Genomic DNA, 11,462 nt, shown 5'->3' on the forward strand with positions numbered 1-11,462 from the left:
GCCGCTATGGACATGCAAATTCCTGGATTCGACATTGAAGGCGAAATTGGCGAAGGCGCGATGGCTACGGTGTATCTGGCCATCCAGCGTTCGCTGGAGCGCAAGGTAGCGCTCAAGGTCATGGCCGCCAGCCTGGCTGCCGACCCGAGCTTCTGCGAGCGCTTCCTGCGCGAAGGCCGCACCCTGGCGCGGCTGGCGCATCCGCACATTGCGACCATTCACGACATTGGCAACGTCGGCCCGCTGTACTACATGGCCATGGAGTATCTGCCCGCCGGCACGCTTAAAGAACGGATCGCGGCCGGGCTTTCAGATGAGCAGGGGCTGCTGTACATCCGCCAGATCGCCGCCGCGCTGGGCTACGCCCATGCCCAGGGTCTGGTCCACCGCGACGTAAAACCGGCCAACATCCTGTTCCGCGCCGATGGCACCGCGGTATTGTCGGACTTCGGCATCGCTAAATCACTGGACGACCGCACCCAGTTCACCCAGGCCGGATTTGCCGTGGGCACGCCGAGTTACATGAGCCCGGAACAGGCTCGCGGCCAAGAAATCGACGGCCGCGCCGACCTTTATGCGCTGGGCGTAGTGTTCTACGAGATTCTGGCCGGGCGCCTGCCGTATAGCGGCCCGGATGCGTTATCCACAGCACTGGCGCACCTGACCGAACCTCTGCCGGAACTGCCGGTGCAGCATGGCCGCTACCAGCACGTACTGACCCGCCTGCTGGCCAAAGACCCGGCCGAGCGGTTTGCCAATGCCCAGGTGCTGGTCGCGGCGCTGGACGAACTGATTCAGAGCGACAGTGAACGCACCCTGCTGCGTCCTTTACCAGTGGTCGATACCCTGCCGGGTAATGAGCCGGTCAGCGAAGCCGCGACCGATGAGCTGGCCGGGCTGACGCCAGTGTCCATCGTGATTCCTGACAGCCCGCCACCGGCAGCGGCAGAGCCGGTCAACCGCCCCGCGCCGAATCTGAGCAAATCCCGGGCGCGCCCGGCGTTGCAGGATCAACCGCCCCGTCGCGGCCCCGCCATGGCCTTGCTGGCGGTGGCGATTGCCGCCGCACTGGGTATCGGTGCCGGTGGTTATCTCTGGCTGAGCGCTGACAAGCCCGCCGCTGCCCAAGGCGGCGCCGCGTCGGCCACGCCCCAGGCTGCAGCCACCGCAGCGCCGACGCCTGCAAGCACGCCAGCCACCGCAACGCCGGCCCCCAATGCCGCGCAACAACCGGCAACCGATACCGGCAAGCCGTTGCTGATGGCAGGCAAGCAGACCCTCTATCAACGGGTGCTGAGCAAGCCCGGTGCGCGATTTGCCAGTGAGCCTGGTGGCAATGTCGATAAACCGCTGCCGGCCTTCTCGGTGCTGTATGTCTACGAGCGCCGCCAGGCAAACGGTGAGCCGTGGCTGCGGGTCGGTGCGGGCAGTGACGGGCGCAGTGAAGGCTGGCTGCCGGCCAGCCAGGTCAGCGACTGGAAGCAGAGTCTGGTGCTCAAGTTCACTGAACGCTCCGGGCGCTCGCCGGTGATGTTCCTGCGTGATCCCGGCAAACTGGAAAGCCTGATTGCCGATCCGGTAGCGGCGCGCAAGCTGTTGATGCAGGCGCAGAACGACACTCAGGACAACAGCCAGGTACTGGCCCTGGAACCGGCTGCCAGCGCTGTGCCGCAGGACCAGTTCTACCTGCTGCCGATTTTTGATTCGCGGGAAAGCTTCGACGAAGACGGTCAGCCGGTACAGATGCTCAACATTGCCTCGATCGACCCCGGCAACCTGCCGCAAAAGACCGCTGGCGATCAGCCCAGATCCGCAGGGGCCAGCAATGCATTTCGTACGGCGGTGGTACTGGTGGTCGATACCTCGGTGTCGATGCAGCCGTACATCGATCAGGTCCGTGAAGTCGTCCATCAGTTGCAGGACAAGATCGCCCAGCGCGGAGAGCTGGACAGCGTCAGCTTTGGCCTGGTGGGCTTTCGCAACAACACCAGTAAGACTCCCGGCTTGCAATACCTGAGCAAGACCCTGATCACCCTGGAGCAGGGCCGCGACCCGCAGCGCTTCCTGGAACTGGCCCGGCAGGTCAAGGCCACGCCAGTGTCCAGCCATTCATTCAATGAAGACGCCTTCGCCGGGATCATGCAGGCGGTCGATGGCATGGACTGGTCCGGCTACGGCGGGCGGCTGATCCTGCTGGTCAGCGATGCCGGTGCGTTGCGCAAGAGCGACCCGCTCAGCAGCACCCGGATGAACGAAGCCGAAGTGCGTCAGGCCGCACTGGGCAAGCAGATCAAAATCTACGCGCTGCATCTGCGCACCGAGGCTGGCAAGAAAAATCACGATTCGGCCGAACAGCAGTATCGGGTCCTGACCGCCGACCCGAACCCGCGCATTGGCGACCTCTATGTGCCGGTGGCCGGTGGTGATGTGCAGCAGTTCGGCGAGCGGGTTGGCGAGATCGGCTCGGTGTTCGCCGATTTGGTGCACCAGGTGCGCAGCAACCAGCCGCAAGCGGTACCGCTGCTGGCCAAGGCGCCCAGCCTGAGTGAGAAATCCGCCGCCGTCGGTTACGCCATGCACATGGATTTTCTCGGTCGCAAAGCGGCGATCCAGGCGCCGCAGCTGGTCAGTGCCTGGGCCGCTGACCGCGACCTGACCAACCCGGCGCTGCCGGCCTTTCAGGTCTGCGTGATGCTCACCAAACTGCAACTCAACGACCTGCAGCAATCGCTGAAGCTGATCGTCGATGCGGCGCGCAAGACCCAGACTTCACCCAAGGATTTCTTCCAGGAAATCGCCAGTGCCAGCGCTTACATGAGCCGCGACCCGCAAGCCTTGCGCAACGGCGCCAACCTGGCCGCTGGCGGGGTGTTGGGCGAATACCTTGAAGGGCTGCCGTACCGCAGCAAGTCGCTGAACATGACCCAGGATTTGTGGTTGTCGTTGAGCGTGGCCGAGCAGGAAGACTTTATCGACGAGCTGGAATCGAAGATCCGCCTCTACGAGACCTTCCACAACGATCTGGCCAACTGGGTCCGCTTCGGTGATGCCGAGCCGGGTGATGCGCTGTACCGCGTACCGTTGTCGACGCTGCCGTGATGCTCAGTTTACGAGAGGTGCGCAAAACGCGCGGCAGCGCCAGCCAGCGTTACAGCCTGGTGATTCCGCGTCTGGAACTCGAGCGTGGCCAGTGTTGCGCGCTGGTCGGGCCGAGCGGTTGTGGCAAGAGCACCCTGCTTGATCTGTTGGCGCTGGTGCTGGCCCCGGATCATGCCCAGCGCTTTGACTTTTCCACCGCCCAGGGCGAGTTCGATATCGGCGGTCTGTGGCGTGAAGCACGTCAGGAACAACTGGCGGCGCTGCGCAGCCGGCATCTGGGTTATGTGCTGCAAACCGGCGGGCTGCTGGGGTTTCTGGACGTACGCAGCAATATCGAGCTGTCGCGGCGCCTGCTGGGCATGAACAACGACGGTACGGTCGAGCACCTGGCCGAGCAACTGGAAATCAGCGACCAATTGCGCAAGAAGCCTGCCGCGCTGTCGGTGGGCCAACGCCAGCGGGTCAGTTGTGCCCGCGCCCTGGCGCATTCCCCGCAACTGTTGCTGGCCGATGAACCTACCGCCGCGCTGGACCCGCTCAATGCCGGGCGAGTCATGCAGTTGCTGCTCAAGCAGGCCCGCAAACAGCAAGCCTGTTGCGTGATCGCCACCCACGACGAAGGGCTGGCCCGGCAATCGGGGTTGAGCCTGCTGCGCATCGACTGCCAGCGCGATGCCGATGGCGGCGTGACGGCCACGCTGGGGCAGGCCAGCTTATGAACCTGACCCTGATCGCCAGCATGGCCTGGCAGGACTACCGTGCCGACAGCCGTCTGTCGGCCTGCAGTGTGCTGGCGCTGGTGGCGGTGATCGCGCCGCTGTTGGTGCTGTTCGGCCTCAAGTTCGGCCTGATCGGCAGCCTCACCGAGCGCCTGGAACAGGACCCGGCGGTGCGCGAGATCATCCCGTTGGGCGGTGCACGCTTCAGCGCCAGCCAGATCGCTGACCTGAGCAAGCGCCCGGAGGTCCTGTTCGCCCTGCCGCGGACCCGGCAGATCGCCGCCGCCGCCGACCTGAGCCTGCCAGGCCAGTTGCAGGCCGTGAACGTCGAGATGATTCCCACCGCTCACGGCGACCCGCTGCTGGGTTCGCTACCGGTGCCGGTCGGCCTGGACAGCATGCTGCTGAGCAAGACCGCCGCCGAGAAGTTGCAGGTCAAGATGGGCGACTGGCTGGACGCGGCAATCACCCGGCAGGTCGCCGGTCGTGTTGAAGTGCGGCGGGTGCGCCTGAAGGTCGAGGCGGTATTGCCGCTTGAGGCGTTCCAGCGCGATGGCTTGTTTGCCAGCCTGGAACTGTTGCAGGCCGCAGAAGATTATCGCGACGGTCGTGCGGTGCCGGCACTGGACTGGCCGGGCGAAGCCAGACCGGCTGATGCACCGCGTATCTATCCGGCGTTTCGCTTGTATGCGCGGCATCTGGACGATGTCGAGCCGCTGCGTCGGCACTTTGCCGACAGCGGCATTCTGGTCGCCACCCAGGCCCAGGCCATCGCCCAGGTGCAGTCGTTGAGCCGCAACCTGACCATCGTGTTCTGGGTGATCGCCGCTCTGGCAATGGCCGGTGCCTGTGCGGCGATTTTCGCCGGCACCCTGGCGGCCATCGCACGCAAGCGCCGTGAACTATCGGTGTTGCGCCTGCTGGGGTTCGGCAGCGGCGCGCTGCTGGGGTTCGTCATGCTGCAGGCGCTGTACAGCGGGGTACTGGCCGCCGCCCTCGCCGCGTTGCTCTACGGCCTGGCCGAGTGGGGCCTGAATCGGCTGTTCGTGCAGGTGGCCGGTGAATACGCCAGCCACCTGCTGGCGCGTCATTACCTCGTGGCCCTGTTGGCCGTGCTGGGGGCCAGCGCCGTCGCCGCCGCCCTGGGCGGCTTGCGGGTGTCACGTATCCAGGCTTCGGAAGGAATCAGAGATGTTTGAGTTGCGCAGGGCTTGTCTGGCGCGAGCAATGGCCGCGCTGTGTCTGACCACACTGGGCCTGACCTCGCTGGTCGCGTGTGCCGAGAGCGACAGCGAGGCACCGGCCAGCAACAAGCTGGATAACCCCAAACCGTTGCCCGATGACGTCAGCCTGCCATTGCCGTGTGGCGGCGAAATGGTCATGCGCTACGTATACATCCTCGCTGAAGGCGCGCTGGATGACCGTGAAATCAGCCTGGGTTATCCGTTCAGTGAAGGTGAGGCGGGCTACAAGCAGTCGTTCATTTCCGGCTACCGACGCGACTTCATTAATGGCCAGTTCACCGCTGAAGACCTGGCGCCGGCCTGGCGCAAGACCATCGCGCCACTGTTGCCCAAGGCTGAAAAAGGCACGCCGCTCAAGCCGATGATGTACTTCATCGGCAAGTACGAAGTCACCCAGCGCCAGTACGCCCAAGTCATGGCCCAGGCGCAATCGCTGGCCAGTGGCGAACCCGCCCCGGCTTGCGAGGCCCAGGACGGTATGGCCGGGCGCTTGCCCAAGGTCAAGCTGTCGCGCTTCGAAGCCGAGCGTTTCGCTGCGGTGTACAGCGCTTGGCTGATGAAAAACCACCGCGACCTGTTGCCGGTCAGCGGTCGTGGCAAGGACGCCGAAGACGGCGGGATCGGCTTCGTGCGCCTGCCCACGGAAGTGGAATGGGAATTCGCCGCCCGTGGCGGCCAGGCGGTCAGCCGTCAGGATCTGGAAGGCCGGCTGTTCCCGCGCCGTCAGGACGGCCAGGAAGGCGACGGCCCGTTGGCTGACTGGGCGGTGTACAGCCAGGTGGCTGGCGGTACGGGGCAGGGCGCGCGGCTGATGCCGATTGGCACCAAGCTGCCCAACCCGATCGGTATGTTCGATGTGATCGGCAACGCCGCCGAGATGGTGCAGGAATCCTTCCAGTTGGTGCATGCCGGGCGCCGCCAAGGCACCTATGGCGGCTTTGTGGCTAAGGGCGGCAATTACCTCGAAGGCGAAGGCACGCTGTTCACCGGCATGCGTCGCGAGTATCCGTTGTTCGCCGCCGACGGCACCGAGCAGCGCAACGAAACCACAGGGTTTCGGGTCGCGCTCGGCGCGCTGTCGGCGCCGCGCTCACGTTACAAGGAGCTGTTCGAGCAATGGCAGAAGGACGGCCGGCTGGCGTCGCTGACCGATGACATCGATGCGGTCAATGACCCGACCAAGCGCCTGGACAGCATCATTGGCACCACTGCCGACCCGCGTCTACAAGCCGAGTTGGGTCTGGTCAACGAAGAGCTCAAGCGCAACGTGGCGCTGATTGCCCTGCAACGTGAAGAGGCTGCCGGCAACCTGATCCAGTCCGCTGCCCTGGTGGCCGAGACCATCAATAACTACAACATCCGCCTGACCAACCTGCAAAAAACCCAGAAGCAGGCCGCCGATGCCGGTGACCAGGCCAGCGCCGCGATGTTCGCCTCGGCGATGGCCAACGGGCGCAGCGCGCTGGAGGGTGCCGTGGCGATCTACATCGACAACCTGGCCACTGGCACGCGCTACACCGACGCGGTGATTCAGGCGCAGTTCCAGCGGGTCAAGGAAGAGCTGGCGCGCAAGCCGGTCATCGGCAAGAGCCTGATGAACCGCGCCACGCTGTTCGTGCGTCACGTCGGTGAGTACCGCAAGAACAAGCGCGCCGACCCGGCCGACATCCTCAAACAGTTACTCGTATCGGCCAGCACGCAATGAGTGTGCCGGCCAACACCGCAAGACCCCGCACTGCATTGGGCCGTGCGGGCCTGTCCAAACCTGAAGAAGAGAACGCAGCCATGTTTTTGTCTCGCAAACCATTCGAAGCTCTCGCCAAAAGCCGCAGCCTGTTGCTGGCTACCGCCGGGTTCGGCGCTGTCCTGCTGACCGGTTGCGCCAGCTCACCGGTGTCCAGGGTCGGTGCGACCACCAAGGTCGAGTTCTACCCGACCTGCTACCAGCCTGTGCAGCACTTGCGCCAGACCGACTCAGACATGACCAAGTCAGTTGTCACCGGTGCCGCCATCGGCGCAGTGGGTGGGGCACTGGCCGGCGCGCTGACCGGCAACTCGGAAAAACGCGGCCGTAATGCCGCCATCGGCGCCGCCGGTGGTGCCTTGGTCGGTGGTGCGGCCGGTTACTACACCGAGCGTCAGAAGCAGATCGCCGACGACAACCAGCGTATTGCGTCGTACGCCGCCGACTTCAACAAGAGCTCGGCCGATATCGACCGCAGCACCGCTTACGCCAAGGCTTCACAGTCGTGCTACCAGCGCGAGTTCGCCAGCCTGGTTACTGCCCGCAAGGCCGGCAGTATCAACGACACCGAAGGTCGCAAGCGCCTGGCAGAAATCGTCGCCGGCCTGAAAGAATCCAACGACCTGATCGTGGCCGTGAACGGCCGTGCCAGCGAAGACCTGAACAACTACACCCAGGCTTACGAGAAAGACCTGCAGCAGGTCGGCGTGAAGCGTAACGACGTGGTGGTTGTCGCCCAGGCTGAGAACCCGCAACTGGTCACCACCAGCAGCAACAAGCAGGGTGCCAAGGCCGCGGACAAGAACACCGGCAAGGCTACTGGCAATAAGACCGGTAACACCGCCAAAGCTGGCAACAGCGGCAAGGCCAACCGAGACAAGCTGCCGGACGTGCCGCGTGAAGCAGTAGGCACCGAGAAGTCTCTGCAGGACGCCAAGAACAAACAGGCAGAGAGCCAACAAGTGGCTGCTGCCGGTCAGAGCGAAGTCGGCCGTATGTGCAAGAACCCTGACGTCGGCGATTGGGCTCCGGTGCCTTGCCCGAATGTGTAACCCGCTGTCTTGAGCGGCCTACCGGTCGCACTTCTGCCTGAGGGCAGAAGTGCCCGGCAGTCGTTCATTGTTTCAAGGAAGAGTCCATGTCCCAAGCCTTGATCGGGTTAAACAATACCCACTCACAAATGATGGCCAGGCAGCGTATTGAAGCCTCCATCAATCTCAAGAAACTCTATGCCGATATTGATGCCGACCCTGCTATCGTCGGCGCAGGTGTGGTGTACATCGATGCCGATTTCAATGTTGTCACCCTGCGCGAGTTCACCCCTCTGTGCAGTCTCAGACCCAAACGGATCATCCTGCGTGAGGCCAAGCCCTATATTGCGCCAGCGCAGTTCGTCCAGCAGGTGCAGAACAACCCGCGCGAGTCCCGACTGCTGTATGAAGCGGTCAGTACCACCCTGGCGTGCAGCGGAGCGGTGCTGGGGTGGATTGCGGTAATTGGCGGTAGTGTGACAGTGCCGTTTACCGGTGGTGCGAGTCTGGCCATTACTGCCATCGGGGCCGCCTCGCTCGGCGCCGGGACCCTGCAATGCGCGAACGGTCTGTACCGGGTGAAGAACGAACTGCTCAGCCCCGAAATTAACGATCAACTGGACAGTAAAGAGTGGTACACCACCACGTTGGACGTCCTGGATGTGGCTGCATTACTGGGTGTTGCGGCCACGGGTGCAACGGCGGCTCGGTTGCTGCATATGCGCAAAACCATGACCGGTCGCAGCTTTAATCAGTCCCTGCAGAATCTGAACAGACAGGAGCGCAAGCGTCTGACTGAAGAACTACTGGCTTTACGTCACCCTGACCTGACGCCCAGGCTGATCAAGTTGCAACAACGCAGCGGTGTACTGCCCAAGCGTTACCCAGCGACGGAAATTTCAGCAGCATTCAGAATTAAACTGTCTGAAACCCTCGGTATGGGCGTGGGGCTTGCTGGCAGTTCCCGAGTGCAAAAGAGCATCGCAGTCGGCTTGTACGAGGAACTACCGGAATGAATCATGAAACGGGGTTCTTCACCATTTTGCGGGTGCATCTGCCTATTTTTGCCGCTGCGTTTTTCATGGCGCTGTTTGCCATGTCACTGGCGACCATGATTGTGCTGCAACAGCATGTCTCGGACCCCGAGCAAAATATTCAGTATTACTTTCAGGCCATCGTCGTTCTGTCTGTCTATCTCTGTTCGGCCAACCTTCTGGTGGTGCGCGGACGGCCATGGGGCGTCTGGCTCGTCGTTGCGCTGATGCTGGCCTGCATCCTGACGGTCGTGCTGGGTAGCGGTTATCGCGTCCCTCGCATCATGTATTTTCTCGGGCTGTTCTTTCCTCTGGTTGCACTCTTGCTGCTCAATACCCGGCGTCATCGGGCCATGCGTGAGGTCATGGTCAAGGTGCGGGCGGAGCGGGCTGCCATACGCAACAAACGGAAGAAAAGATGATTGTTTGCTCCAGTGAGCCAGCATCTACAAGGCGTTGTAGTGAGAGCAGACCTCGATTTCCTATCGATAATGCGTTGGCATTTCCCTGTTTTCATCGTCACGTTTTTTCTGGCGATGTTTGCCTGCATCCTGATGGTGTTGTTGCGCTGGGGAGAGCGACGTGTACCGGGCTCGTGGTCTGTTATCGGCCTGTTGCTGCCGTTATTGGCCCTGTTGATGCTCAACAGCAAGCGCCATCGAGAGTTTCGCAAGGTGATGGTTGAGGTTCGCTGGCAGCGTGCTGCAAGAAGCACAAACAATGATTTCTGTGCAGACGATGGCTGTGGTGCGAGGCTCATTCACCTGATCCGCAAGATCGGTGCGGTCTATCAACCCGGCCTGGTATCTGTTCGCAGGTTTGTCTACAGCCTTTTTCGCAGGCAATAAAAAACCCGCCGAAGCGGGTTTGTGTCCAAAACCATTCCAACTCCCTGTCAGTAGCATCCGGGCAATGGCTGATCGTCCTTGATCCTGACCAGCGTCCTGCTCGTCAGTGGATTGGATCCCATATTAGAGAGTTACCATCCGGGTTCAAATAGCCAAATGCCTCGTCAGCGTGTAAGACATTGGCTATTTATGCAATTAATTCTTATTTGGTTTTGCGCAGGCACTAAAAAACCCGCCGAAGCGGGTTTTTTGTCCAGAGCCATTCCAACTCCCTGTCGGCAGCATCCAGGCATGGTCGATCGTCCTTGATCCTGGCGAGCTTCCTGTTCACCAGTGGTTGGATCCGATAGTAGGCCTGCTGCCCGAGCATTCAAATGGCAATTGTTCGCTAGCGCGTGTAAGCCTTTGGCTATTGTTGCGCTTCAGATTCCGGTGAGACCGGTGCTGCGCTGGCTTCGTCGGGTAATTGTGGTGCGGCAACAGGCGGCAAGCTGGCGGCAGGCGGGACGATGTCAGCGGTATGGCGGCGCAACTGCGACAGCATCAGGCACAGGCTGAGGATCGCCAATAGCGCACAGAGCAGGATCAACCCATAGGGGCGGGGTGTGCGCAGCGGGCGGGGCAGGCTTTTGCCTGGGTGGCTGCCGAGTACCACGTCAATGTGGCCAGGTTCGGTGCGATTGATGCGGATGATGCCGTCATCCTTGTCCGGTGTTCCGGGGGCTTGCATTGCTGCTCCTTGCAGATCCATTGCGTATCCAGCTGTATCGGCGCTGACGGATTTTTCTGTAACGTATCGGGTCTGCCGGCACACCACGCCATTCAACGAGCGAGCGACCATGCCCGACACCCTGCTGCAACGCCACGACTATCGCCACTTCCAGCCGATCACCACGCGCTGGCAGGACAACGATATCTATGGGCATATCAATAACGTGGCCTATTACAGCTTTTTCGACAGCGCCGTGAATGCCTGGCTGATCGAGCGTGGCGGGCTGGATATCCATGACGGTAAGGTGGCGGGGCTGGTGGTCAGTTCGGCGTGCGACTACTTTGCGTCAGTCGCTTATCCGGAGCTGATCGAAGTCGGGCTAAGGGTGGCCCGACTTGGTGGCAGTACCGTGGAGTACGAGCTGGCAGTGTTCCGGGTCGGGGAAGACGAACCCTGTGCGGCGGGGCGGTTTGTCCAGGTGTTCATCGACCGGCAGTCAAGCCAGCCGGTGGCGATTCCAGATGCCTTGCGTGAGGCGTTGCAAGCGCTGCTTATCGCCTCGTAGGAGCAGCTTTAGCTGCGAAGGCTCGCAGCTAAAGCTTCGCTGCTAAAGCAGCTCCTACGAAAGCCCGGTTACCGAGCTGGCGCGAAAAGCCCCTTCCTTCAGGTGGGGGATGAAAGCGCCACCGCGAAGCGGTCAGAGGGGTTAAGATCCATAAAACCACCCCTATTCTGTGTTTCATGACTGAAATGAAAGCGACCAAAACCCTCAGGATTCGAGTGCGAGACAAGCATGCAGCGCAGCTGCGTGAAGCTTCTCGTGCTGTGAATTTTGTGTGGAACTACGTAAACGAGTTGAGCAGTCGCTCGATTCGTGAGCACGGTCGTTTTCTGTCAGCGTTCGACATTCACAAGTACACCAACGGGGCCGGCAAAGACCTGGGACTGCACAGCCAATCGGTGCAGGCTGTTGCCGACGAATATGTCACACGGCGCAAGCAGTTCAAAAAGCGCCAGCTCCGCTGGCGCTG

At 61.9% G+C, this 11,462-nt stretch carries 10 protein-coding genes and 1 pseudogene; 10 read left to right on the forward strand and 1 reads right to left on the reverse strand.

The window, feature by feature from the left end; translation table 11 throughout:
• Positions 1 to 6: 6 nt before the first annotated feature.
• The 8 genes from NRB16_RS27605 to NRB16_RS27640 all read left to right on the forward strand — a co-directional run bounded on the left by NRB16_RS27605 (position 7) and on the right by NRB16_RS27640 (position 9,719).
• Positions 7 to 3,099, forward strand: coding sequence for a serine/threonine-protein kinase (locus NRB16_RS27605; RefSeq protein ID WP_257107436.1), 3,093 nt, complete (start codon positions 7 to 9; stop codon positions 3,097 to 3,099).
• Positions 3,099 to 3,818, forward strand: a complete 720-nt coding sequence (locus tag NRB16_RS27610) for an ABC transporter ATP-binding protein (protein WP_045485707.1) — start codon at positions 3,099 to 3,101, stop codon at positions 3,816 to 3,818. The genes NRB16_RS27605 and NRB16_RS27610 overlap by 1 nt, the downstream gene beginning before the upstream one ends.
• A complete protein-coding gene (locus NRB16_RS27615; RefSeq protein ID WP_253117026.1) occupies positions 3,815 to 5,017 on the forward strand; it encodes an ABC transporter permease in 1,203 nt (400 codons plus the stop codon). Before NRB16_RS27610 ends, NRB16_RS27615 begins: the two co-directional genes overlap by 4 nt.
• Before the next feature lie 28 nt (positions 5,018 to 5,045).
• Complete coding sequence (locus NRB16_RS27620) at positions 5,046 to 6,767, forward strand: formylglycine-generating enzyme family protein (protein ID WP_373568519.1); 1,722 nt, start codon at positions 5,046 to 5,048, stop codon at positions 6,765 to 6,767.
• A gap of 80 nt (positions 6,768 to 6,847) precedes the next feature.
• Positions 6,848 to 7,858, forward strand: coding sequence for a type VI secretion system-associated lipoprotein TagQ (tagQ, locus tag NRB16_RS27625; protein ID WP_045494090.1), 1,011 nt, complete (start codon positions 6,848 to 6,850; stop codon positions 7,856 to 7,858).
• Positions 7,859 to 7,944: 86 nt separating this feature from the next.
• Entirely contained in the window at positions 7,945 to 8,853 is a 909-nt protein-coding gene (locus NRB16_RS27630) for an NAD synthetase (RefSeq protein WP_257107437.1), read from the forward strand.
• Positions 8,850 to 9,293, forward strand: coding sequence for a hypothetical protein (locus NRB16_RS27635; RefSeq protein ID WP_253117029.1), 444 nt, complete (start codon positions 8,850 to 8,852; stop codon positions 9,291 to 9,293). Before NRB16_RS27630 ends, NRB16_RS27635 begins: the two co-directional genes overlap by 4 nt.
• A gap of 39 nt (positions 9,294 to 9,332) precedes the next feature.
• On the forward strand, positions 9,333 to 9,719 hold the full coding sequence (locus NRB16_RS27640) for a hypothetical protein (RefSeq protein WP_257107438.1): 387 nt from the start codon (positions 9,333 to 9,335) through the stop codon (positions 9,717 to 9,719).
• A 409-nt stretch (positions 9,720 to 10,128) separates the two neighbouring features.
• On the opposite strand, the gene NRB16_RS27645 is transcribed toward NRB16_RS27640, so the two are convergent.
• Positions 10,129 to 10,449, reverse strand: a complete 321-nt coding sequence (locus tag NRB16_RS27645) for a hypothetical protein (RefSeq protein WP_257107439.1) — start codon at positions 10,447 to 10,449, stop codon at positions 10,129 to 10,131.
• A 109-nt stretch (positions 10,450 to 10,558) separates the two neighbouring features.
• On the opposite strand from NRB16_RS27645, the gene NRB16_RS27650 reads away from it, so the two are divergent.
• A complete protein-coding gene (locus NRB16_RS27650) occupies positions 10,559 to 10,996 on the forward strand; it encodes a thioesterase family protein (protein ID WP_045485720.1) in 438 nt (145 codons plus the stop codon).
• Positions 10,997 to 11,181: 185 nt separating this feature from the next.
• A pseudogene (locus NRB16_RS27655) lies at positions 11,182 to 11,462 on the forward strand (RNA-guided endonuclease TnpB family protein); the annotation flags it as partial.

The organism is Pseudomonas sp. LJDD11, from assembly GCF_024584215.1.
Lineage (GTDB): Bacteria > Pseudomonadota > Gammaproteobacteria > Pseudomonadales > Pseudomonadaceae > Aquipseudomonas.

Excerpts from the sequence above, each read along its gene's own strand:
- NRB16_RS27605 (WP_257107436.1), top strand. The coding sequence starts at position 7 with ATGGACATGCAAATTCCTGGATTCGACATTGAAGGCGAAATTGGCGAA.
- NRB16_RS27610 (WP_045485707.1), top strand. The coding sequence starts at position 3,099 with ATGCTCAGTTTACGAGAGGTGCGCAAAACGCGCGGCAGCGCCAGCCAG.
- NRB16_RS27615 (WP_253117026.1), top strand. The coding sequence starts at position 3,815 with ATGAACCTGACCCTGATCGCCAGCATGGCCTGGCAGGACTACCGTGCC.
- NRB16_RS27620 (WP_373568519.1), top strand. The coding sequence starts at position 5,046 with ATGGCCGCGCTGTGTCTGACCACACTGGGCCTGACCTCGCTGGTCGCG.
- tagQ (WP_045494090.1), top strand. The coding sequence starts at position 6,848 with ATGTTTTTGTCTCGCAAACCATTCGAAGCTCTCGCCAAAAGCCGCAGC.
- NRB16_RS27630 (WP_257107437.1), top strand. The coding sequence starts at position 7,945 with ATGTCCCAAGCCTTGATCGGGTTAAACAATACCCACTCACAAATGATG.
- NRB16_RS27635 (WP_253117029.1), top strand. The coding sequence starts at position 8,850 with ATGAATCATGAAACGGGGTTCTTCACCATTTTGCGGGTGCATCTGCCT.
- NRB16_RS27645 (WP_257107439.1), bottom strand. The coding sequence starts at position 10,449 with ATGCAAGCCCCCGGAACACCGGACAAGGATGACGGCATCATCCGCATC.
- NRB16_RS27650 (WP_045485720.1), top strand. The coding sequence starts at position 10,559 with ATGCCCGACACCCTGCTGCAACGCCACGACTATCGCCACTTCCAGCCG.